This window comes from Ephemeroptericola cinctiostellae, from assembly GCF_003339525.1.
In the GTDB taxonomy this organism is placed as follows: domain Bacteria; phylum Pseudomonadota; class Gammaproteobacteria; order Burkholderiales; family Burkholderiaceae; genus Hydromonas; species Hydromonas cinctiostellae.
Map to the genome: position 1 here is coordinate 1,842,802 of NZ_CP031124.1, position 23,161 is coordinate 1,865,962.

General features: G+C 46.9%; 19 protein-coding genes, 1 other RNA gene and 1 pseudogene. 1 reads left to right on the forward strand and 20 read right to left on the reverse strand.

The genetic code is table 11. The annotated features are described in order from the left end of the window. Positions 1–3: 3 nt before the first annotated feature. The 5 genes from dnaX to DTO96_RS08330 all read right to left on the reverse strand — a co-directional run bounded on the left by dnaX (position 4) and on the right by DTO96_RS08330 (position 5,008). A complete protein-coding gene (gene dnaX, locus DTO96_RS08310; protein WP_114563068.1) occupies positions 4–1,119 on the reverse strand; it encodes a DNA polymerase III subunit gamma/tau in 1,116 nt (371 codons plus the stop codon). Positions 1,120–1,311: 192 nt separating this feature from the next. After that, positions 1,312–1,410: signal recognition particle sRNA small type (ffs, locus tag DTO96_RS08315), an RNA gene on the reverse strand. Between the two features lie 54 nt (positions 1,411–1,464). After that, the gene (locus DTO96_RS08320) at positions 1,465–2,895 is read right to left on the reverse strand and encodes a gamma-aminobutyraldehyde dehydrogenase (protein WP_114563069.1); all 1,431 of its coding nucleotides are present in this window, start codon (positions 2,893–2,895) and stop codon (positions 1,465–1,467) included. A gap of 44 nt (positions 2,896–2,939) precedes the next feature. Then, entirely contained in the window at positions 2,940–4,052 is a 1,113-nt protein-coding gene (locus DTO96_RS08325) for a threonine aldolase family protein (protein WP_225972464.1), read from the reverse strand. A 5-nt stretch (positions 4,053–4,057) separates the two neighbouring features. Then, positions 4,058–5,008, reverse strand: coding sequence for a TauD/TfdA family dioxygenase (locus DTO96_RS08330; protein ID WP_114563071.1), 951 nt, complete (start codon positions 5,006–5,008; stop codon positions 4,058–4,060). A gap of 164 nt (positions 5,009–5,172) precedes the next feature. On the opposite strand from DTO96_RS08330, the gene DTO96_RS08335 reads away from it, so the two are divergent. After that, positions 5,173–6,027, forward strand: coding sequence for a MurR/RpiR family transcriptional regulator (locus DTO96_RS08335; protein ID WP_192878974.1), 855 nt, complete (start codon positions 5,173–5,175; stop codon positions 6,025–6,027). Between the two features lie 38 nt (positions 6,028–6,065). Here DTO96_RS08335 and DTO96_RS08340 read toward each other — a convergent pair whose 3' ends face one another. From DTO96_RS08340 to DTO96_RS08405, 15 genes and pseudogenes are all read right to left on the reverse strand, one after another. Then, positions 6,066–6,854, reverse strand: coding sequence for a BUD32 family EKC/KEOPS complex subunit (locus DTO96_RS08340; protein WP_114563073.1), 789 nt, complete (start codon positions 6,852–6,854; stop codon positions 6,066–6,068). A gap of 106 nt (positions 6,855–6,960) precedes the next feature. Then, positions 6,961–7,719, reverse strand: coding sequence for a phosphatase PAP2 family protein (locus DTO96_RS08345; protein ID WP_157964381.1), 759 nt, complete (start codon positions 7,717–7,719; stop codon positions 6,961–6,963). Positions 7,720–7,733: 14 nt separating this feature from the next. Next, positions 7,734–9,215: a metalloprotease TldD gene (gene tldD / locus DTO96_RS08350; RefSeq protein ID WP_114563075.1), complete on the reverse strand. Its 1,482-nt coding sequence runs from the start codon at positions 9,213–9,215 to the stop codon at positions 7,734–7,736. 156 nt (positions 9,216–9,371) lie between these two features. Further along, positions 9,372–10,274, reverse strand: coding sequence for a carbon-nitrogen hydrolase family protein (locus tag DTO96_RS08355; RefSeq protein WP_114563076.1), 903 nt, complete (start codon positions 10,272–10,274; stop codon positions 9,372–9,374). Positions 10,275–10,332: 58 nt separating this feature from the next. Next, entirely contained in the window at positions 10,333–11,019 is a 687-nt protein-coding gene (locus DTO96_RS08360) for an IS1595 family transposase (RefSeq protein WP_114562080.1), read from the reverse strand. Between the two features lie 480 nt (positions 11,020–11,499). Continuing rightward, positions 11,500–12,888 (reverse strand): dihydrolipoyl dehydrogenase, encoded by a 1,389-nt coding sequence (gene lpdA, locus DTO96_RS08365; RefSeq protein ID WP_444542321.1) that lies wholly within the window; start codon positions 12,886–12,888, stop codon positions 11,500–11,502. Then, positions 12,874–12,939, reverse strand: a pseudogene (locus DTO96_RS13185) (hypothetical protein); the annotation flags it as partial. The gene lpdA and the pseudogene DTO96_RS13185, both read right to left, overlap by 15 nt. A gap of 28 nt (positions 12,940–12,967) precedes the next feature. Next, positions 12,968–13,702 carry a hypothetical protein gene (locus DTO96_RS08370; protein WP_157964382.1) on the reverse strand — a complete coding sequence of 245 codons (735 nt, stop codon included), beginning with the start codon at positions 13,700–13,702 and terminating at the stop codon, positions 12,968–12,970. A 192-nt stretch (positions 13,703–13,894) separates the two neighbouring features. Then, positions 13,895–15,148: a 2-oxoglutarate dehydrogenase complex dihydrolipoyllysine-residue succinyltransferase gene (gene odhB, locus DTO96_RS08375; protein ID WP_114563079.1), complete on the reverse strand. Its 1,254-nt coding sequence runs from the start codon at positions 15,146–15,148 to the stop codon at positions 13,895–13,897. Between the two features lie 116 nt (positions 15,149–15,264). Then, on the reverse strand, positions 15,265–18,126 hold the full coding sequence (locus tag DTO96_RS08380) for a 2-oxoglutarate dehydrogenase E1 component (RefSeq protein WP_192878975.1): 2,862 nt from the start codon (positions 18,124–18,126) through the stop codon (positions 15,265–15,267). 338 nt (positions 18,127–18,464) lie between these two features. Continuing rightward, positions 18,465–19,661, reverse strand: coding sequence for an MFS transporter (locus DTO96_RS08385; protein ID WP_114563080.1), 1,197 nt, complete (start codon positions 19,659–19,661; stop codon positions 18,465–18,467). 28 nt (positions 19,662–19,689) lie between these two features. Beyond that, positions 19,690–20,487: a phosphatase PAP2 family protein gene (locus DTO96_RS08390; RefSeq protein WP_114563081.1), complete on the reverse strand. Its 798-nt coding sequence runs from the start codon at positions 20,485–20,487 to the stop codon at positions 19,690–19,692. 42 nt (positions 20,488–20,529) lie between these two features. Beyond that, positions 20,530–21,132, reverse strand: a complete 603-nt coding sequence (locus tag DTO96_RS08395; RefSeq protein ID WP_114563082.1) for a phosphatase PAP2 family protein — start codon at positions 21,130–21,132, stop codon at positions 20,530–20,532. Between the two features lie 188 nt (positions 21,133–21,320). Beyond that, a complete protein-coding gene (gene gltA / locus DTO96_RS08400) occupies positions 21,321–22,625 on the reverse strand; it encodes a citrate synthase (RefSeq protein ID WP_114563083.1) in 1,305 nt (434 codons plus the stop codon). 54 nt (positions 22,626–22,679) lie between these two features. Continuing rightward, complete coding sequence (locus DTO96_RS08405; protein WP_114563084.1) at positions 22,680–22,985, reverse strand: FAD assembly factor SdhE; 306 nt, start codon at positions 22,983–22,985, stop codon at positions 22,680–22,682. Between the last annotated feature and the right edge of the window lie 176 nt (positions 22,986–23,161).

Below are 23,161 nucleotides of genomic sequence, written 5' to 3' on the forward strand. Positions count from 1 at the left end.
CGCTTATGGCTTTTTTACTGTTATTGCCTTATCTTTTGTGGGTGCAAAGGCCAGCAAGCGCAACAACATCATGGTGAAACCCGCTTGCGCATCAGGTGCGAGGTGCAGTTGCTCACGGCTGTTGGTGACGATGCTGTAATACAATTGCACTTCGTCCGCCCCCAACTGAGGGGATAAATCAGCAATCACAGCTGCAAGCTGCACATCATCGGTCTGTGCACTCGGCACCACCTGTGCCAAACTGATCCGATACAGCACTTGCGCCAATTCAACTGTTGCGTCATAGAATGAAGTGGAAGATGCAGCCATTTGTTCAGCAATCGCCACCAAGGCCGCTCCATTTTTGGCAATCAATGCGCGCAAAATGGCTTCAATCTGGGCACTATCGGTGCTGCCAAGCATATCACGCACTGCGTCCACCGTGATGTTCGAGCGGCTGAATGCAATTGCTTGGTCGGTCAATGACAGCGCATCACGCATGCTGCCTTGAGCGCCTTTGGCCAAAACATTTAAAGCGGGTGCTTCAAAAGCAACATGCTCTTCTGTCAAAATATGAGTGAGGTGCGCAACGATGTCCGCTGGTGGCATTTGCTTGAGGTTAAATTGCAAGCAACGCGACAACACCGTTGGTAATATTTTTTGTGGATCGGTCGTGGCGAGGATGAACAGCACATGCGCAGGTGGCTCTTCCAATGTTTTTAAAAGCGCATTGAATGCTGACTTCGAGAGCATGTGCACCTCGTCAATCAAATACACTTTGTAACGTCCTGCAGTTGGCATATAAACTGCATTTTCAATGAGTTGGCGCATGTCGTCGACGCCTGTGTTGCTCGCAGCATCAATTTCAAGCAGGTCAACAAAACGACCCGCATCGATTTCCAAACAAGCTTCACATTCACCGCATGGTGTTGCGGAGATGCCTTTTTCACAGTTCAATGACTTGGCTAAAATCCGCGCAATGGTGGTTTTACCCACCCCGCGCGTGCCTGTAAACAAATACGCATGATGCAAGCGTTGTTCCGTTAAGGCGTGGGTCAATGCTTTGACCACATGTGCTTGCCCAACAAGGGATGCAAAATCCCGTGGCCGCCATTTACGCGCTAAAACTTGAGAGCTCATAGAATCCATATCGCAAAAGTGAAACCTTACTTTTGCGATGTGTTGATTGATGGCCTTGCGCGAAGCACGCGGCGACTCAGCATGATCACCACTTTAACAGGGACACAATCAACACAGCGCAAGCCGCAGGCATGCTCGTTATGAAAAAATTAATGGGGCGACGACTTGCGTCGTCGCCCCATTAAGGAATTTTAAGGCGAGCCTGAACTTCGGCACTTATGGATAACAGCTGTGGCTGCTTTCTTCCGAACCTGACCCGATTCACTGCCCCACAATGCGAAGGGACCCGCCAGTGCGAATTATAGCACGAAAAATTATTTTCGCGCGCAGCAAAATCCACGGTTTTTAGTCATGTGCCAACATGATGTGCCGTGGGCATGTGTAATCCTCCAAAGCATAATTTGATAAATCTTTACCATACCCTGAACGTTTCAAGCCACCATGCGGCATTTCTGATGTCAACATAAAGTGCGTGTTGATCCATGTGCAACCATATTGCAGCTGACTCGATACACGCATGGCTCGACCCACATTTTGCGTCCAAACCGATGAGGCAAGACCGTATTCGGTGTCATTGGCCATTTGAATGATTTGCGCTTCATCGTCAAATGGGGTCACAGACACCACAGGGCCAAACACTTCACGCTGAACGATTTCATCGTCTTGACGGGCATGAGCAATCACCGTTGGGAGATAGAAGAATCCATCACCTGCCGGCGCACTGCCACCCGCAGTGATTTGAATATGCGGAACGTTGGCGGCACGCTCAACAAAACTGGCAACGCGTTCACGTTGACGTTGCGAAATCAATGCGCCCATTTCTGTGGTTGGGTCATTCGGTGCACCAACTTTGATGCTGGATACGGCGGCACTCAAGTCCGCGACAAAATGATCGTACGCTTTTTTCTGTACGTAAATGCGACATGCTGCCGTGCAATCCTGCCCTGCATTGTAGAAGCCAAATACTTTAATGCCATCGATTGCCGCTTGAATGTTCGCATCATCAAAGACAATCACGGGGGCTTTACCGCCAAGCTCCAAATGCGTGCGTTTAACCGTACCTCGTGCCGCATCGAGCATTTTTTGCCCTGTACCAATATCGCCAGTGAGTGAAATCATGCGCACTTGTGGATGATTGACAAGGCCACTGCCGACCGACTCACCCCGTCCTGTGATGACATTAACCACACCAGCTGGTAAAACCTCTGCTAAAAATTGACCCAAGGCCAATGCTGTTAACGGTGTGAGCTCAGACGGTTTGAGCACCACAGTGTTGCCTGTGGCAATGGCTGGTGCAACTTTCCACGCCATCATCATGAGTGGGTAATTCCACGGTGCAATAGAGGCGACCACGCCCACAGGGTCGCGACGGATGAAACTGGTGAAACCGTTCAAATACTCGCCACCCACGGGTGCGCTTTGATTGCGGATCGCACCTGCAAAATAGCGGAACACATCAGCAACGGCAGGCAACTCGTCATTGAGCACCGCGTGGTGCGGCTTGCCACAATTGTCTGACTCCAATTGCGCCAACATGGCGGCGTTGCTGTCAACCCAATCGGCGATTTTAAGCAAAGCATGACTGCGGGTTTGTGGTGTGGTGGCTCGCCAGCTGTTGAATGCCTCATGCGCACCTTGCACCGCCGCATTCATTTGCTCAATCGAAGCTTCTGGCACTTCGCATATTTTTTTCCCTGTGGCGGGGTTGATGATGTCTTCGACTTGACCTTGACCTTTGACCAACTGGCCATTGATCAGCAATTGATTTGGGTACATGAGTGCTCCTGTTTAAATTTTTTCTAAAGTTTTTTAAAACCTGCTTAAATATTTGAGTGAATGACTGACAATGCGGCTTCTACACCAGCCGCAAAATGATCGACATCAACTTCAGTTGTATCCCATGCGGTCATCCAGCGCACCTGAGAACGGCTCATGTCCCAATCCCAAAACATGCACCAGTCACTTAATGGCGTGATGAGTTGAGCTGGAATGATCGGGAAACTGCTGTTGACTTGCGGTACAGCGTCAAATGAAATGCCTTTGAGCGAGACCGTCGCGTCGTACAAACGACGACTCATGGCATTGGCTTGTTGTGCCAATTGAATCCACAGGTTATCCGTCAGTAAAGCATTGAATTGAGCGGCCACAAACCGCATTTTGGATGGCAGTTGGTTGACCTGTTTGCGCACATACTTGGCACGCCGAGCATAAATGGGGTTCAAATAAATCACGGCCTCACCAAACATCAGCCCCGCTTTTGTACCTCCAAAACTGAGCACATCAACGCCCACATCGCTCGTGAAAGCACGCAATGCATTGATTGTGCCGCCGAGTGCGGCGGTCGCATTGGCAATCCGCGCCCCATCGAGGTGTACGCGCATGTCCATTGCATGTGCCGTGTCGCATAAGGCTGCAATTTCTTCGACAGAGTACAGTGCACCCAATTCAGTTGGTTGGGTGATGGACAAAACACCAGGCTGTGCACTGTGCTGTACGCCCACCATTGATTTCAATGCTTCAAGTTGTTCAGGCTTGATTTTGCCATCGCAGGTCGGCAACATGAGTAACTTGGCACCCAAAGCTCGCTCAGGTGCACCCGTTTCATCCAGCGCAATGTGCGCCTTATCGCTGCACACCACACATTCACCCGCCTGCAATAAAGTGGCCAAAGCCATCACATTGGCACCCGAGCCACCAAACACCAGCAAGGACTCTGTGTGTTCACCAAATAAACTTTTAAAATGGGCTTGCGTCTGCGCCGTCCATGGGTCACTGCCGTAAGCCAAGGCATGGTTTTGATTGGCTTGTGCCAAAGCCGCCATGACTGCGGGGTGTGCACCTGCGGAGTTGTCGCTGGCAAACGTGCGCTCGGGCGCAGGCATGGCTTGAAGTGTTTCTACGAGGGCTTTTATAGAATGGGTAGAATGAGTCATTCAAATTAAATTCCAAAAGTTGTCGAAATCACACGCCCCTGACGCTCATCGGCACTGTCGATCAAACTATCAACGACAAATGTACGCTGCAACCAACGGTCTGTGCCATCAAATCTGGGTGAATATTGGCTGCGACCATGAACAGCCACGGCATTATCAACCACCAACAAATCACCCTTTTCCAAGCACACCCCTGTGTGGCATGATTCAACTGCACGGGATAAAGCTTCCAATGCTGCTTGCGCCTCCTCATCCTCCCCCACCATCAAATCGGCATCAAACACCATGGTTGGGCACTCTGGCTCGCCACTCAACACGGGCACCAATTCTCCCAGAACATTGGTACGACCATGCAAATAACTTTCGTCAATGGCGGTACGGAAACGCGGCTGAAATAAAACACGCACCACATCATCACTCAACAACGGCAGTACTTCACGAATCGAGGCCAAAGTAGTTGAAGCGGCTGGGTCACCTTTTAAGCATAATAACAGCAAATAACTGGGGCGATGCGGGTGAAATGCGGCTTCGGTATGAAACATCAAAGGCACTTTAGACGAGGTCGATACTTGACGATCGCTGGCTGTTTTGGTGGGCACAAGGTTTTGAATCAAGCGCCCCCCCAACTCTGGCTCATAACCCACAGGCTCGCCCAAGCATTTGGCAACCGTCAGCAAAGTCAGTTCACTGGTGCAATCTTTCGTTGTGGGGGTCGTCGGTGTTATTGGCGTCGCAGGCAACTCCCCAACAGTTAAACCCTTAATCAACAACCCACCACTTTTATGCGGATGGGCATGAAACTCACGCAATGCCTCACGCACAGCAGCGGGCAAACAATCGGCGTGTTTGTCCGCCTGATTGATGAATGATTCATCTTGAAAATCGCATGCGGGTGCAAAAAAGGCCAAAGGGATGATGTTGTGCACCACTTTAGGTTGAATGTGTTGTGTGATCATGATGACTCCAAGAAAATGTTGTGATGTTCCAAATCATACACGAAATGGAATTTAAATTCCATAAATTTGAAGTTAAGTTTTAAAAATTCCATAACCTACAAAAATTGATGCCACATACAATTTAATGGATAATGGATTCACACTTTAAAAAGAGCCCTTTAATTATGCACACACCACCACCTCCTCTCGCTGAACTCATTGGCCAACATGCACATGCCCTGACCAAATCCGAACGACGCGTTGCCGAAATTGTGCTGCAACAACCCAAATTTGTTGCTTTTGGCACAGTTTCTGATTTGGCACAAGCTGCAGAATCGGGTGTCGCCACAGTGGCACGTTTATCTTCCAAGCTTGGTTTCAGTGGTTTCAGTGACATGCAAAATGCAGTGCGCCATAGCCTTGCCAGTCTGCTTGAGCCCGCAGCCGTGCGCATCAAAGACAATGCAAACAGCACGCTGGAGCACCATTTACAAATGGAAATCAGTAATTTGCAACACACATTGAATAACATCGATCAAGTCAAATTGGACGCCAGCATCGCCCAGCTCAGTGAATTAAAATCATCGGTTTACGTGATTTCAGGTAACGCCTCTCGTGGAGTGGCTCAACAATTCATCGAAGATTTATCCGCACTCAGACCCCATGTGTACATGGTTGAAGGCAATCCAGTGCAAGTGGCTCGAACGATGACCCAATTAAACCCAAATGATGCGATCGTGGCCATTGATTTGCGCCGTTATGACCGCTGGGTCGTGGAAGCCGTTGAAACTGCATATGGGCGGGGACTCAATGTCATCGCCATCATTGACAGCGTATTGTCACCATTGAGCACGCTCACCAGTCAAGTGATGGTGGTTGCAGCAGCGGGCGCTGGGCCTTTTGACAGCCACGTCGGAACATTGGCTTTATTGAATGTATTGGTTGCAGGTACAGCAGAGAAATTACGACGCAGCGCAAGCAGCCGCCTCAGTCAAGCTGAGGATGCATGGCATGCGGCTGATGTGTTGGTGGATCGATGACCCCATGTTCAATAACCATTGAACAATGTTCATTGAAGTCAGTTGGCCTTGTAATATTTATCTTTTAATCCAACAATCAATTGAGCGTACGCTTGCGCAGCCATCACATCACGCCCCCACGGCTTGCGTTTTTTCGGTAAGAACCTCAACCAGCCTGTTGTTCTAGCCAAATGCACCACACTGGCTTGCACTTCTGGTCGCTCTTGTTTGATGTAGCGCCACAGCAAATCGGCCTTGGCGTCGTTGCTCAACTCAACCAACCATGTCGATGAAAATAAAAAAAATAGCCAATCCCTTGATTGGGCATTCACCAGCCCCATGGATTGTTCTGGGTCATCTTCAAAATCAATAAAAAACACTTGTCCCTTGTCATACATGAGGTTGCGAAAAAAAGACTGGCTCAGGTTCTGACCTTTTTTATGGACATCTAAGATGGCATTTAATGCCTGCTCCCAGTAATAACTGGCGGGATGCTCACCATGAAGCATTTTATCGCGCAAATTACTTGTCCCTAAATATTCAATGGCGAACCATTCTGAAGAGGCATGCAACAATTGAGGCACGGGTACCCCCGCAGTGGTTAAACGCTTAATTCGAGACACTTCGATCGTTTGAGCAGCAGCCCCACCAGGAACATGCGCAGGCATAAGTAAAGGCTCGCCCAGTAAATATGAACACGCACGTAAAATTACATAACGCCAAGCAGGACGTGCGATTTCTTGGCGTTTGACGACCACTTTCTGACCATCCACATTGGTGACGAACACACGTGCATGCTCCGTTACGAATTGCTGCTCAATTAAACTGACTTGCGATGGTAATAACATAACAAAACATCCAAAACGAATCCTTTGCTTGTTTGTGTGACAAAGGTTTATTTATACAATGGCTATATTTTTAATATTTTTGTCATTATACAAAACATAAAGTCGTTTAGTCATTTAGCCAGCGTTTTTTTATGACCCCCAACTCAACCAGTATCATCAAAACCACAAGCACCCACCACAATGCCCAAAGATGGTGCGACAAGAAATGTCCACCCTGTAAAATACGGACAGCCCCCAATGCTGTGCTCAAAAACAAGGCGTACCACACAAAAGCTTTCGCCCCCAACCATGTGGGTATGCGATCATCACCAACGACCAAATTTTTTCGCCAGATGGTGGGTGGCCAGCCCATCACAAAAGCCACTGCAATGATCGAAAAACCAGCCGCCCCATGCCCTGCAGGCCAGCACTTAATCACTTGAGGTGCCCAAGGTCGTGCGGTAAACAAGTCAACATACGTCCATTCACCACCGAAAGGCTTTAAATCCCATGGGCACGCCACATTGGTCTGGCTTTTAATCACATTGACCACCACCACAGTGGCCACCGCGCCAATCAGCAGTCCAATCCAGCGACGCCAAACCTCATGTTGCACAGCATTTAAACCTGTTTTCCATTTTAAATAGCCCCCGTAAACCACTTGGATCAACATATAAACAGGCACAATCCGCAGCACATTTTGAGGTAAATTATGTAAATATTTTTCGACCCAACCTTTGTGCAACAAGACAAAACGCCCGGTGGCATCATCGTATAATAACTGCGCAAACCACATGTCAACCGCATGTCCCCAAGGAAAAACTTCAGTCAACAGCAACAACAATACCCCCGTCACCAACAACCAAAGCCAAATCCGTTGCGTCATGCTTTTTGCCACCATTATAATTGCGCTCCACCCACTGTTAAACCGTCAATGCGCAAGGTGGGTTGTCCCACACCCACAGGAACACTCTGTCCTTCCTTGCCACAAATACCAACCCCCGAATCAAGGGACATATCGTTACCAATCATTTTCACTTTAGTCAAAGCATCAGGACCATTGCCGATCAAAGTTGCCCCTTTGATCGGTTGGGTGATTTTTCCATTTTCAATCAAATACGCCTCAGTGGTCGAGAAAACGAATTTTCCATTGGTGATGTCCACTTGACCACCGCCAAAATTCGGGGCATAAATTCCATGCTTGACGGACGCAATGATTTCCTGTGGATCCATAGAACCACCCAGCATGTAAGTGTTGGTCATGCGTGGCATCGGCAAATGCGCATATGACTCACGACGTGCATTGCCAGTGGCTGCTGCGTTCATCAAGCGTGCATTCATGGCATCTTGCATATAACCTTTCAAAATACCATCCTCAATCAAGACATTGCGTTGCGTCGCATGGCCTTCATCATCGACATTCAATGAACCGCGACGACCCACCAACGTGCCATCATCGACCACGGTGACGCCTTTAGCAGCCACACGTTGACCAATTTTACCTGCGAAAGCCGATGAGCCTTTGCGATTAAAATCGCCCTCCAAACCATGACCAATGGCCTCATGCAACAACACACCAGGCCAACCAGGACCCAATACAACAGGTAAAATGCCCGCAGGTGCAGGCACGGCATCAAGATTGACCAAGGCTTGGCGCACCGACTCTTTGGCATAGCCATGCAATACGTCATCACTGAAATAACCATAATCGCTGCGTCCACCGCCGCCAGCAAAACCTTGTTCACGCCGACCGTTCGACTCGACCACGACAGAGCAATTCACGCGCACCAACGGCCGCACATCGGCCGCCAATCGCCCATCGGCTCGGGCAATCAAGACCACATCATATTCCGCCGACACACTTGCCATCACTTGCGTCACCCGAGGATCAACCGCCCGCGCCATTTTTTCCAAACGCTCCAACAACGCAACTTTTTCAGCCGAAGTCAGGCTGGCAATCGGGTCATGTGCCGCATACAATGCTGCCGCATAGGGTGAGATGGGTTTCATGCTCATGGGCAGCGCTGATTTTGACACCACTTTCACCCCCCGTGGATCAACTGCTGGGGCGATGTCGCGCGTCACACGTGCGGCATCAAGCAATGCATCAAGATGAATGTTGTCTGAATACGCAAATGCTGTTTTTTCACCCACCACTGTGCGCACGCCCACACCTTGATCGATACTAAAACTACCTGCTTTAACAATGCCCTCTTCTAAACTCCAACCTTCGCTGCGTGTGTATTGAAAATACAAGTCTGCATCGTCTGCATGGTGCGCAAACACTTCAGCGAACACGCGATCAAGGTTTTGAGTTGTCAAACCATAAGGTGTGAGCAATAAAGATTCGGCGATTTTAAAGTTATCGTGATGTAAGGTCATGTGTGAATTCAAAGTAAGGTCAACAAATCAGAAGGGATAAAAATATTTTAAGCGGGGAAAAAATATGCATTAGCAACACATATTGGGAGTAACGGTCTTGCGCCAGAAAAACCGAACACAAGACGCAATGGAGTGACGACAAATAAAACCAGTTTTTTATTTTCCATCTTTTACGGGTTGTTCCAATGCGCTGCCGCAACTCATGACCCTGTGCTTCAATGCAGGCAAACTTGCCCGCACTCGCGCAATGCGAGAGTTTAACAGATTGCCGCTGACCACGCCGACACCTTCTGGCAGAACCGCTTGCACCGCGCCCCATGGGTCAATCCACATTGTGTGACCAAATGTACGACGGCCATTTTCATGCGTGCCGCCCTGTCCACATGCGGCAAGGTAACATTGGTTTTCAATTGCACGTGCACGCAGTAAAATTTCCCAATGCGCCTGCCCTGTGGTGTACGTAAAAGCTGCCACCACCACCCAAGCAATCACCTCCCCAGCCATGCGAAACAATTCTGGGAAGCGAATGTCATAACAAATCGCAATCCCAATCCGTCCCCAAGGGCTATCCCATATGCACGGCGCAGTCGCATCACCCGCCATGATCGCATCACCCTCGTTGTACGATTCAATGCCATTGGTGAAACCAAACAAATGAATTTTATCGTAGCGCGCTTCAATGCGACCAGTTGGGGCATAAACGATCGTCGTATTGAACACCTTATTCGGATCATTGCTTTTCAATGGAACCGTACCTGCAATCAAGTAAATCTGATGTTGAATGGCCTGTTGACGTAAAAAATGTTGTAAAGGCGTCCCAACATGGGTCGCCTCCCCCACAAAGTCCTCTGCCACAGCCAGTTTATCGGTCTCATTGCGCCCCATGATGCAAAAATACTCGGGCAAAACCACCACTTGTGCACCATCGGCGACCGCTTTCGCAATCAACTCACGCGCTGTGCTGATGTTCACAAGCACATCGGTGGAGGACACCATTTGCACACATGCGATGCGTGGCGCAACATCATGGTCTTCTGAAATTGAATTGTTTGAACTCATGAGTCACCTTCTGTTTATTTGTAAGCAGATGCCATTGATTTGATAATTAAGAAGGGTCTTAGGAAGCAGAATTCAATAACGGCTCATCTCGCAGCATGTTAAGAAGCACTTTATACAAGTCGCTTTTGCGATGGTTAAACCTAAATTCAGTTTCCTTCAAATGCAGTAAAAATGTGTTTTTCGGAACGCCGTTAAACTGAACCAAACGACGTTTAGCATAGCTCCAGAATGATTCTATCCCATTCACATGATTAGAACCATTTACAAACTCATCGGCACCATGATTCACCCGGAAGTGTTTATCAAACCCGATGTCCACCAAGCCATTATAGCCGCGCCAACCATCGGTATGGATAACGCTGTTAATGTCTGCTTTCCCACGAATAATGGCTTGCAGGCTGGCTTTGGAAGCATCAGGCACAATCTCAGTGTAGATATTGCCATCACGTTTGAGTAAACCAAACACGATGGTTTTACCTGAAGCACCACGTCCGCGTTTACCTCGAACACGATGCGGACCAAAATATGATTCGTCGGCTTCCAACTCTCCTTTGAGTGGTGAGCCTTGGAGACAAACAATCACCAAACGACGACGAATCTTGAGGTAAATGGTGTTGATTGAACGAACGGATATGCCGCTTAACGCAGCACATTCCGTTGCCGTTAAATCAAGGGCAAAATACCGTAAAATTTGGCGAAACTTCGCTTCGCTAATTTTTGAATGTTTGAAGTACTTGTTTTTCATTTGGTCTCAAGAGCTTAGCGCATATTTTAATGCGTTTGCTTCCTAAGACCCTTAAGAATTGAAAGAAGCAAGCCACCCAATTCCCTTCGATAAATTCTGAGAACGACAACAGGTTTGTCCGCAATGCCCAACGAAGTTGTCAAAAGATGTTGAAAAAACTGAATATATTGCTCAATTTATAATTGACAAGCCTATGGGTATGAATATTAACGCAATTCAGTGAACCCTTCCGTTGATATTATAAGGAATCAAATTTCACCCATTCTGACATCCATCGATATCTCCACTAAACATCTGATGTTACATGGCTTTGATGATGAAAAAGCATCGTCATTGTCCCATTATATTTTAATTGGAATAACAACATTTGAATCAAAACATCTTATGATTTAAGGATATTTTGATTTATCCAAAAAATCAAACAAAAAACCCCTTGTACATACAAGGGGTTTTGATTAACGACATACACGCATGTCAACATCACATGTTTAAAGTCCGTTTATCCACGGCCAACGCCGCTTCACGCATCACTTCTGACATGCTTGGATGGGGATGGCATACACGGGCAATGTCTTCTGACGCTGCTTTGAATTCCATCGCCACAACAGCTTCTGCAATTAAATCTGATGCGCCTGCACCAATGATGTGCACGCCCAAAATTTCATCGGTCTTCGCATCAGCAATCATTTTCACAAAGCCTTCGGCTGAACCCATGCCCAAAGCACGACCATTGGCCATGAATGGGAATTGACCTGATTTGATTTCACGACCCGCTGCTTTGAGTGCTTCTTCAGTTTGGCCCACCCATGCAATCTCAGGACTGGTGTAAATCACCCAAGGCACGCAATTGTAATCGATGTGCGGTTTTTGGCCAACGATGCGTTCTGCAACAGCCACGCCCTCATCTTCAGCCTTATGTGCCAACATCGGGCCTGGAATCACATCACCAATCGCCCAAATGCCAGCCACTGCCGTCGCGCAATCATGGTTCACTTCAATGAACCCACGTTCATTGGTTTTCACACCCACCGCCTCGAGATTCAGATTGTCCGTATTGGGTGTACGACCCACAGAAACGATCAACTTATCAAACTCGCCTTTGGCTTCTGCACCATCAGCTGTTGTGTAGTTCACCGTCACGCTTTTTTTGCTGACCTTCACATCACCAATCGACACACCCAACTGAAATTTCAAGCCTTGTTTTTCAAACAGTTTTTTCGCTTCTTTGGCAATGGCACCATCGGCTGCGCCAAGGAATGCAGGCATGGCTTCGAGCACCGTCACTTCAGCACCCAAACGACGCCACACAGAACCCAACTCCAAACCAATCACACCCGCACCAATCACACCCAATTTCTTAGGCACGGTAGAGAAGTTCAACGCACCTTCGTTATCGCACACTTGAACATTGTCCACAGCGATGCTTGGCAAATGACGAGCCTTAGAACCTGTGGCGATGATGACATTTTTTGCGCTCACAATCGATGCATTACCGTCTTTGTCTGTCACTTGCACTTGAGTCAAACCACCCTCTTGCTTCACGAATGCGCCGTAACCTTTAAGCAAAATCACTTTGTTTTTCTTGAACAAATATTGGATGCCACCCGTCATTTTGTCAACGATGGCATTTTTACGTGCCACCATTTTGGCGGGATCCATGCTCACGCCTTTGACCGAAATGCCATTGTCTTCAAAATGATGGTTCGCATCTTCAAACAAATGCGAACTGTGCAACAACGCTTTAGATGGGATGCAACCCACATTCAAGCAAGTACCACCCAAACGTGGCTCACCTTTTGGATCATCATACGGATTGCCTTCAATGCAAGCCGTAGATAAGCCCAATTGCGCTGCACGAATCGCAGCAATGTAACCGCCAGGGCCTGCGCCGATGACGATGACGTCGAAAGTTTGTGACATTTTAAAAATCCTTGCAAAAAATATTTATTCAAATAATTAACTGTTTATACGGATTTAATTCCAAATCCAAATAATCGCAATTAATATTAATCAAAGCATTTTGATGCGCCTGTGAGTTAATAAAAAATACAATTCGATGTTCTCTGTCATCTTGATATTTCAAACTTTTTTTAAAAACATGTTCAATCTGTTTCTCTAACCCACTGTGGTCTTCGTCAGAGGAACCGATTACAACATGCTTATCCCCATATTGAATCGCTTTTTGTAAAAAACCAATTTGTAAATTGTTGATTTCGGCTATCGTCCAATTTTTTCCAAAAGGATGGCTTAAATCGGAAACTTTCATACTTTCTATGATTGAACGAAGTAAAAGCGACGAAAACTTATTAATATTCTCAATTTTATAGTAAGAGCACTTACCAAGTTTTATTGCAAGATTAAGCAATTCTTCGTGGTTTGGTTCAATTTGAAAAGCTGAGCAACAAAATAATAAACAATTTGGAAATGGAACAACAACGGTGCAATCAACAAACTGCAAAGTCCCCTCACCAGAAATAATTTGATTTAAACCAGGGATTCTGCTCATAGCATCGGAACCTTGGTATAAAGCGTTTACTTCATAATGCAGACGACCTTCTTCAGAATCAGAAATCGGGTTGTCAGTTTCCATTTGTTTATAATAATTAAAAGTTCCTAAACGAATTGTCCCCTGTCCTCGAACAGGATGATGCTCTTCATCTATGAACTTATAATAAAACATCATGAACCCTTAAGGAATATTATCAAGCAAGTAGGTTGGGGTGAACATTTTTGTGAACCCCAACACCCATGAGTTTAATAAAACAACACACCCATCAATACTTTTACCATGCTTGCAAGTGTTGGGGCTTACTTTGCTCACCGCCAACCTACGATGTGCTGCGTTTATTGACGCCCTACTTGCCTACTCATTTGTTTACACATCCAATAACAAACGGGCTGGATCTTCCAGTGCCTCTTTCATGGCCACCAAGCCCAGCACCGCTTCGCGACCATCAATGATGCGGTGATCATACGACATGGCGAGGTAATTCATTGGGCGAATGACGATTTGACCGTTTTCAACCACCGCACGGTCTTTGGTCGCATGAACGCCAAGGATCGCTGATTGTGGTGGGTTGATAATAGGCGTTGAGAGCATTGAACCAAACACACCGCCATTGGAAATACTGAATGTACCGCCCGTCATTTCTTCGATGGTGAGTTTACCGTCTTTGGCCTTTGCACCAAATTCTGCGATTTGCTTTTCAATATCAGCGAGACTGAGTTGATCGGCATTGCGGATAATGGGAACCACCAAACCACGTGGTGAACCAACGGCGATGCCAATGTCAAAGTAACCGTGGTAAACGATGTCATTGCCATCCACTGAGGCGTTCAAGACAGGGTATTTTTTCAAAGCAGCCACTGCGGCTTTAACAAAGAAACTCATGAAACCAAGTTTGACACCATGTTCTTTTTCAAATTTGTCTTTGTATTTGTTGCGCATTTCCATGACGGGTGCCATGTTCACTTCATTGAAAGTGGTCAAAATGGCATTGGTCGATTGTGATTGCAATAAACGTTCTGCGACACGTGCGCGCAAGCGGCTCATGGCAACACGCTGTTCTGGACGATCGGCCAAGATATTACCCACATTGATGGGTGCTTTAACCGCAGGCAAGCTCGCGCCTGCAGCAGGTGCGGGGATGCTTGATGCGGTCACAGCGGCACCGCTGGCGGCTGCTGCGAGGGCATCGCCTTTGGTCACGCGACCGTCTTTGCCTGAACCTACAACAGCATTCAAACCGTTTTCAGCCATGATTTTTGCAGCAGCTGGAGATGCAACGCCACCTGCCGATGCGGCAACAGGTGCGGCGGCGGCCACAGCGACGGCAGGTGCCGCTTGCGCCGCTGCTTGCGCCACAGGAGCGGTCGCGCCAGCAGTTGCTTCTGTGTCAATTTTTGCAATCAATTGACCGCTGGCAACGGTTGCACCGTCAGCGGCAATGACTTCAACCAAAACACCTGAAGCAGGCGCAGGTAATTCGAGAACAACTTTATCTGTTTCAACGTCAATCAAGTTTTCGTCACGAACAACGGCTTGACCGATTTTTTTGTTCCATGTGAGCAATGTTGCTTCAGCAATGGACTCTGATAATTGGGGGACAACAACGTCGATGATGGCCATTTTATTTCTCTTTCAAGTTGGAGCGGGCACATGACCCGCTGCATGATCTGTGGGGCGGTGGATTGTTTAATCCCACCGCGATCTTTCACAATATATTTAAAAACAAAAACTTAGAATCACTTCTTCAAGAAATTCTTGATCTTGCCAAATGCAGTTTGCATCATGGCTTTTTGTTGCTCATAATGTTTCGCATAGTAACCCACCGCTGGTGAAGCAGAGGCTGGACGACCAGCGTAAGCAAGTTTTTGTCCTTCTGAAAGGTTTTCAAACAGGTTGTGCTGCACTTGGAACCATGGACCTTGATTTTGAGGTTCATCTTGCACCCAGATGATTTCTTCGAGGTGTGGGTATTTTTTCAATTCAGCAGAAAAAGCTTTGTGTGGGAATGGATACATTTGCTCCAAACGAATCACAGGCACATTTTGATCTTTTTCTTCGCGGCGGAAAGCCAATACATCATAGTAGACTTTACCTGAGCAGACCAAAATGCGTTTCACTTTTGCATTATCAATTGAAACCGTAGCATCGCATTCACCAATTACTGTCTGGAACGAGCCTTTGGCCAAATCATTCAAGTCAGAAATCGCCTCTTTATGACGCAACAATGATTTTGGTGTGAAAATAATTAATGGCTTACGGAATGTCCCCACCATCTGACGACGTAAGATATGGAAAATCTGGGCTGGGGTTGTGGGTTGAACCACTTGCATGTTGTTGTCTGCGCACAGTTGCAAATAACGTTCAATACGAGCCGACGAGTGTTCTGGGCCTTGACCTTCATAGCCGTGTGGCAACATCAAGGTTAAGCCTGAAGCACGTCCCCATTTCACTTCACCACTTGAAATGAATTGATCGATCACGACTTGTGCGCCATTGGCGAAGTCGCCAAATTGCGCCTCCCAAATCACCAAGGTGTTGGGTGCCGTGGTTGAATAACCATATTCAAAACCCAATACAGCTTCTTCAGACAACACCGAATCAATGACGGAGAATGATGCTTGATCGGTCACATGTTGCAATGGAATGTAACTACCAGAGTCCCAGCGTTCACGGTTTTGGTCATGCACAACAGCATGACGGTGTGTGAATGTGCCGCGCCCTGAGTCTTGACCCGTGATGCGGATGTCGTAGCCATTGCTCAACAATGAGGCAAATGCCAAATGCTCACCCATACCCCAATCCAATGGCTGGTTGCCGTCTACCATGTTGCGACGGTCTTTCATCAGCTTCGCAACCAATGGGTGCGGTGTGACCGTATCTGGTAATGTGGTGATTTTTTCGCCCAAACGTTTCAATTCTGAAACTGGAATCGACGTGTTGGTTGCGTCTGCCCATTTTTTATTGAGGAATGAATCCCAATTGGTGGCGTATTGGTGCTTGTAATTGGTCAATACCGATGTGTGATAGTGACGACCTTCATCCATTGCGGCACGAAAATCGACGGTCATTTGATCGGCTTCGCCAGCGTTAAGCACGCCTTGTGTCGTCAATTTATCTGCGTACAGCGCACGCGTACCAGGATGTTTTGCAATGGTTTTATACATCAAGGGCTGCGTCAATGCAGGCGTGTCTTGCTCATTGTGACCGAGCTTACGGAAACACACGATGTCAATGACAACGTCTTTTTTATATGCTTGACGGTAGTCGAGTGCAAGCTGTGTCGCCCAAACCACTGACTCTGGATCATCACCGTTCACGTGTAAAACAGGCGCTTCAATCAGTTTGGCCACGTCAGTACAGTAAATGGTTGATCCTTTATCACGCGGATCCGATGTGGTGAAGCCAATTTGATTGTTAATGACCAAGTGCAGCGTACCATGTGTACCATAACCACGCGTTTGTGCGAGATTCAGTGTTTCCATAACCACACCTTGACCTGCAAACGCAGCATCACCATGGACTTGCACAGGCAATACTTGTGTGCCATCGACGTCACCACGGCGATCTTGACGTGCCCGTGCCGAACCTTCTACGACTGGATTAACAATTTCCAAATGCGATGGGTTAAATGCGAGAGACAAATGAACGGGGCCGCCTGCCGTGGTCACGTCACTTGAAAAGCCTTGGTGGTATTTCACGTCACCAGCAGGTAAATCATCGCCGTGTTTGCCTTCAAACTCAGCAAACAAATCGGCTGGGTTTTTGCCCAAAATATTCACCAAAACGTTTAAACGACCTCGGTGCGCCATGCCAATGACGATTTCTTGCACACCTTGCGCACCACCGTGTTGAATCAAGGCATCCATTGAAGCGATGAAACTTTCGCCACCTTCCAAAGAAAAACGTTTTTGCCCCACATAGCGTGTGTGTAAATAGCGTTCGATGCCTTCAGCTTCGGTCAGCTCCAACATGATGCGTTTTTTCTGTTCAGCACTGAATTGTGGTGTTGCTTTAGATGACTCCAAACGCTCTTGCCACCAGCGTTTCTCAGCAGGATCAGAAATATACATGAATTCTGCGCCCAATGTGCCGCAATACGTCGTGCGCAAAGCCTGCAGCAAATCACGCAAACTCATGGAATCTTGACCAAAATAGGTATTAGAAGTGCTGTATTTCTCATCCAAATCAGCTTCAGTCAAACCATAAAAAGAAGGCTCGAGCTCAGGGATTTCAGGACGTTCGCGGCGTTTGAGGGGATCAAGTTCAGCCCATCGAGAACCTAAGAAACGGTAAGCTGCGACCAATGATTGAACACTGACTTGTTTTTTGGCTTGACCCAAGTCTGAATTCGCAGCTTGTGCCGTCAAAAATTTGTTTTGTTTCGCACGCAACGCAAAAGACTCGATGACAGGCGCATGCGCCACATCGCGAGCATCGGTTTCGCCATTGCTTGCAGGAACATGCTGCATATTGTCAAAATATGCACGCCATTGCTCAGGTACAGAGTTGGGATTATCTAAATAGAGCTCATACAACTCTTCAACATACGGTGCATTACCGCCAAAGAGGTATGAATTTGACAAAAAGTCATTCATCATGATGGGCTTGTCCTTTCTGTGCGCAACGCACAAGGGGATTAGGGAGAACACACTCCCATTAACTTTGCGGCCATACCGCTTGGTTAATAGCCAATGTACCACTGTCTAGGTACATCGGGGGCGAGTGGAATAAACACGTCTTATTACAAAACTGAGCAATTAAACGTGAAAATCCATGAAAAATCTATATGCAACGCAGCATTCTAGCACCATATAACTTAATCAGCAAAACAGTTTTGCACCATTTTGACTCACATTTTAGATTTTGTCTCACGTTTAATTTAATTGTTTTCAAAGACTGTACGTGCCACGGGTTACACGCGCCTTACACAAGCACATCAAAGATTCCTTGCTTGGAAATTCAACACTGACAAGCCCACCAAAGCCAAAGCACTGATCCCCGCCCCCACATAAAATGTATAAGCAGCACCGAGGCCATCCCATACATAGCCTGCCAACACACTCGCAATCAACATGGCAATGCCTGTCATCAGATTAAAAAAACCAAACGCAGTACCCCGTAAATCAGCAGGCGATGCATCCACCACCATGCGCGCCAATAAACCTTGAGTCATGCCCATGTGAACCCCCCACAGCATCACACCGCACATCAACACCCTCCAATCCACAGCATTGGCAAGGCAAAAGTCTGCGGCGATCAAGACCAACAGTCCACCCGTCAGTAAACCACGGTGACTCACTTTATCCGACAAATGCCCAAAAGGATAAGCACTCAATGCATACACAGCATTCATGGCCACCATCACCAACGGCACCCAAGCCAAAGCGATACCCAGTTGCTGCGCCCGCAACACCAAAAAAGCTTCGCTGAAACGAGCCAATGTGAACACGGCACCAAACATCACCACTGCCCAATAATTTAAATCTAATCGTTTTAAATTCGTGATCGAAATTGGATTCATGCGCCGATCAAGTGCAACACTGCTTTTGGGTTCTCGAACACCGCATGCCAACACAATCACCGCCAGCACTGCGGGCACCACCGCCATCCAAAACACCGCTCGAACATCATTTTGCCAAAGCAACATCAAACCCACTGCAATCAAAGGCCCCGTAAATGCCCCCACAGTATCCAACGACTGACGCAAACCAAATGCCGCACCACGTATTTCAGGAGGCGTGATGTCCGCCACCAAGGCATCACGTGGTGCACCACGAATGCCTTTACCCACACGATCAATCAATCGCCCCGCGACAATCCAGCCCGCGGCAGGTGCAATTGCGAACAATGGTTTGCTTAAGGCACCCAACGAATACCCCAACAATGCCAAACCTTTGCGTCGACCCACAGCATCACTGATGACACCTGAAAACACCTTAATGATCAACGCCAATGACTCAGCCAGCCCTTCGAGCAGGCCCACCAGTGCAACACTCATGCCCAAACTGCCCACCATGAACAAAGGCAACAAGCTGTGAATCATTTCAGATGAAATGTCCATCAACATGCTCACACAGCCAAGAACCCAAACACCTTTTGGGATTTTTTTAAGGGTATGTAATGAATAATGCATGTTCAATCCGTGCTCATATGGTCTGCGCTCACTTAGCCGAAAACAAAGGCGCCAGCCAACGTGATTGAATCAAATTTATTTGTACAAAGACCATATTGGCCAACACCACCCACCACAATGCCCAAAACTGATGGCTGAAAAAATGAGCCCCTTGCGATACTCGAGCAAAACCAAGCAACATACCCAATACCACTGCATACCATACAAATGCACGCGCACTTAAAAAAATGGGGGGCTGAACCATGCCAAGCTTCAGTTGAGCATTCCACACATTGGGCGGCCAACCGCCAATAAATGCAAAACTCAACAAAATAAAACCACCTGAAGCATGACCTGCTGGCCAGCACGCCATATCTGAGCTCCCCCACGGTTTGACAGCGAACAAATCGGTGTATGGCCATTGACCTGCAAAATCAATTAGACTCCATGGGCATGCTTGATTGGTCCATTTCTTCAAATAAGTCACCAACAACATCGACAACAACGCCGCCAGCAATGCGGCCAACCAACGCCGCCACACCTCTTGTTGAATGCCATTGAAACCATTTCGGCGTTTAAGCCAAAGCCCCATCAACACTTGCAACAAAGCATATGCAGGAATCAACAGCAAGGCGTTTTTAAACCAGATGTGCAAAACAACTTCAACCCAACTGGTGTCGTGATTGTATAGAAATTGCCCTGTGGCACTGTTGAACAAGGCATGAGACACCCACATGTCCATCTGATGTCCCCAAGGCAACACCTCAGTAAACACCAATAAAAAGACGAAAGAGACCACAAGGCCAACCCAAACCCGTTTCAGACCTTGATGTATATTTGAATTCATTGTATTTCTTATTATTTATAAAAAAGATGTGCGTTTTTGCTCTCAATCACGTACCCAACCACGCCGAATAGGCACAGCCATCAGTGTACGATAAAGTTGCTCTAAACGAAACATCATCCCATCACCTATTTTTGGCCACAATGCGTTAACAAAGCATGCGGCGCATAAAGCCACCACCATTGAACCCAGAATATCCAGTGGAAAATGCACACCCAAATAAATGCGCGCCCAACCCACAGCCAGCGCCAACAATACAAAAAACACCCTCAAAACCCTTTGCCCCGCCAATACATACACCCATGCCACTGCGCTCGCTGTCGTCATGTGATCACTTGGAAAAGAAGCATCGGGCCCATGTTTCATAAAATTTGTTCCTAAACCCATCATGAATGGCCGGGGGTGAAACCACAGATAGGCAATCAACAGGTTCATGCCCATTGCCAACAACACCGTCAAATAAGCCATGACAACACGTGCTCTTGCTGGGCGCTCACCATACAACCACGCACACAACAAGACGATTGGAATCGCATAAGAAGCATAATGTGCCAAAAACCGCGCAAGGCTTAACATCCACGCTTCTGGATTGGGGTTTGCATTGATGATTAGAAACACACTTTGATTGAATTGTTCAACAACATTCATTCGAAACACCTTTGATCAAACATTTGATAAGGCACTAAAAATAACACATCTGGGTTAAGCGAAAATGAAGCACCCACAGTACACACACATCATTGCGCACATGAAGGAAGCGTTGCCCAGAAAAAAAAGAAAGCTTTGCACAATGCAAAGCTTTCTTTGGTTCAATGTATTGAAACTGAATCTAAAAATTAACGCGCAGACATTTTAGGCACATCACGCTTAGGTGAACCCACGAACAATTGACGCGGGCGACCAATTTTTTGATCGGGATCAGCAATCATTTCATTCCATTGTGCAATCCAACCCACTGTCCGAGCCAAAGCAAAAATGCCGGTGAACAGATCAGTAGGAATACCCAATGCACGTTGAACGATGCCTGAATAAAAATCAACGTTTGGATACAATTTACGGCTGATGAAATAATCATCAGACAATGCAATGCGCTCCAACTCCATCGCCAACTTGAACAATGGATCTTCTTGCAAACCCAACTCTGCCAATACTTCATAGCACGTTTCACGCATCAGTTTTGCGCGTGGATCATAATTTTTGTACACGCGATGGCCAAAGCCCATCAAACGCACTTCTGAATTTTTATCTTTCACTTTTTCAATGAAGCCAGGCACATTGTCGACATGACCAATCTCTTCCAACATTTTCAATGCAGCTTCATTGGCACCACCATGCGCGGGGCCCCACAAGCAAGCCACACCAGCCGCAATCGCAGCAAACGGGTTTGTACCCGATGAGCCTGCCAAACGAACGGTTGAAGTCGATGCATTTTGCTCATGGTCAGCATGCAAAATGAAAATACGATCAACAGCACGTTCAAGCACTGGATTGACCACATATTCTTCCGCAGGCACAGCAAACATCATGCGCAAGAAATTACCCGAATATGACAAATCATTTTTTGGGTACATGAAAGGTTGACCGATCGAGTACTTGTACGCCATTGCCACCAAAGTAGGCAATTTAGCAATCAAACGAATGGCTGAAATTTCACGGCTTTTTGCATCCGTGATGTCAGTTGAATCATGGTAAAACGCGCTCATTGCACCCACGGCAGCAGTCAATACAGCCATTGGGTGCGCATCACGGCGGAAGCTATTAAAAAACTGCTTCATTTGTTCATGCACCATGGTGTGGCGAATGACTTTGTGATTCACAAACTCATCTTTTTGCTCAGCTGTCGGCAATTCACCGTTCAGCAGTAAATAAGCCACTTCCAAAAAGTCACACTCTTCTGCCAACTGCTCAATCGGATAGCCACGGTAAAGCAACTCACCTTTATCGCCATCAATATAAGTGATGGTTGAATTACATGCCGCAGTTGACATGAAACCAGGATCAAAGGTGAATCGGCCTGTTTGGGCATACAATTTGCGGATGTCGATGACATCAGGACCAATTGTGCCTTCATAAATAGGCAACTCAACTGAAGGCGAGCCGTCAGAGAACGATAGCGTAGCGGTTTGGGGATTGGTACTCATGGTGCAGCTCTCCTGTAATTTAAAAATTTAAAATGTGCCATTTATGATTATGGCTTAGATACTTTTTAATAAGGTCAAGACAGTGTCTGCCAAAACCATCTCTTCCTCAGACATCACATGCTCAGCAGGATCAACTTCAGACAACGTTTTACGACCCATGATCAACTCATACAAATCATTGTCGGGCAAATCCAACAACAAATCCAGACCGTACACTTGCTCATCAGTTAAGTCATGTTCATGCACGTTAAAAAAACGTGTCATAAAAATATCATTTTCCAACAAACCACGTTTTGCTCGCCAGCGCAATCTTGCGCGGCGCACCTCGTCGGTCACTTTAAAATGGACATCATGAGCCATCTGCTTGACACCTATCTGACAAAAAATATAACAAAAAAAGAACAATCATATGCAATTTTCAAAACCAAGTAAAACACCCTATTTAAGAAAAATGCTTTGTGACGCATATTAGCGACTTTTTTTGCAGTGCACAAGATGTTTGTTTAATAAAAGTAACAAATATCTTATATAAGTCA

Bases quoted from the DNA above. Each gene is read 5' to 3' on its own strand.
- DTO96_RS08395 (WP_114563082.1), bottom strand. From the start codon at position 21,132: ATGAATGTTGTTGAACAATTCAATCAAAGTGTGTTTCTAATCATCAAT.
- DTO96_RS08405 (WP_114563084.1), bottom strand. From the start codon at position 22,985: ATGGCTCATGATGTCCATTTTAAAGTGACCGACGAGGTGCGCCGCGCA.
- tldD (WP_114563075.1), bottom strand. From the start codon at position 9,215: ATGACCTTACATCACGATAACTTTAAAATCGCCGAATCTTTATTGCTC.
- DTO96_RS08325 (WP_225972464.1), bottom strand. From the start codon at position 4,052: ATGACTCATTCTACCCATTCTATAAAAGCCCTCGTAGAAACACTTCAA.
- DTO96_RS08355 (WP_114563076.1), bottom strand. From the start codon at position 10,274: ATGAGTTCAAACAATTCAATTTCAGAAGACCATGATGTTGCGCCACGC.
- DTO96_RS08330 (WP_114563071.1), bottom strand. From the start codon at position 5,008: ATGATCACACAACACATTCAACCTAAAGTGGTGCACAACATCATCCCT.
- DTO96_RS08385 (WP_114563080.1), bottom strand. From the start codon at position 19,661: ATGCATTATTCATTACATACCCTTAAAAAAATCCCAAAAGGTGTTTGG.
- DTO96_RS08370 (WP_157964382.1), bottom strand. From the start codon at position 13,702: ATGATGTTTTATTATAAGTTCATAGATGAAGAGCATCATCCTGTTCGA.
- dnaX (WP_114563068.1), bottom strand. From the start codon at position 1,119: ATGAGCTCTCAAGTTTTAGCGCGTAAATGGCGGCCACGGGATTTTGCA.
- DTO96_RS08320 (WP_114563069.1), bottom strand. From the start codon at position 2,895: ATGTACCCAAATCAATTGCTGATCAATGGCCAGTTGGTCAAAGGTCAA.
- DTO96_RS08340 (WP_114563073.1), bottom strand. From the start codon at position 6,854: ATGTTATTACCATCGCAAGTCAGTTTAATTGAGCAGCAATTCGTAACG.
- odhB (WP_114563079.1), bottom strand. From the start codon at position 15,148: ATGGCCATCATCGACGTTGTTGTCCCCCAATTATCAGAGTCCATTGCT.
- gltA (WP_114563083.1), bottom strand. From the start codon at position 22,625: ATGAGTACCAATCCCCAAACCGCTACGCTATCGTTCTCTGACGGCTCG.
- DTO96_RS08345 (WP_157964381.1), bottom strand. From the start codon at position 7,719: ATGACGCAACGGATTTGGCTTTGGTTGTTGGTGACGGGGGTATTGTTG.
- DTO96_RS08380 (WP_192878975.1), bottom strand. From the start codon at position 18,126: ATGATGAATGACTTTTTGTCAAATTCATACCTCTTTGGCGGTAATGCA.
- DTO96_RS08335 (WP_192878974.1), top strand. From the start codon at position 5,173: ATGCACACACCACCACCTCCTCTCGCTGAACTCATTGGCCAACATGCA.
- DTO96_RS08390 (WP_114563081.1), bottom strand. From the start codon at position 20,487: ATGAATTCAAATATACATCAAGGTCTGAAACGGGTTTGGGTTGGCCTT.
- DTO96_RS08360 (WP_114562080.1), bottom strand. From the start codon at position 11,019: ATGAAAAACAAGTACTTCAAACATTCAAAAATTAGCGAAGCGAAGTTT.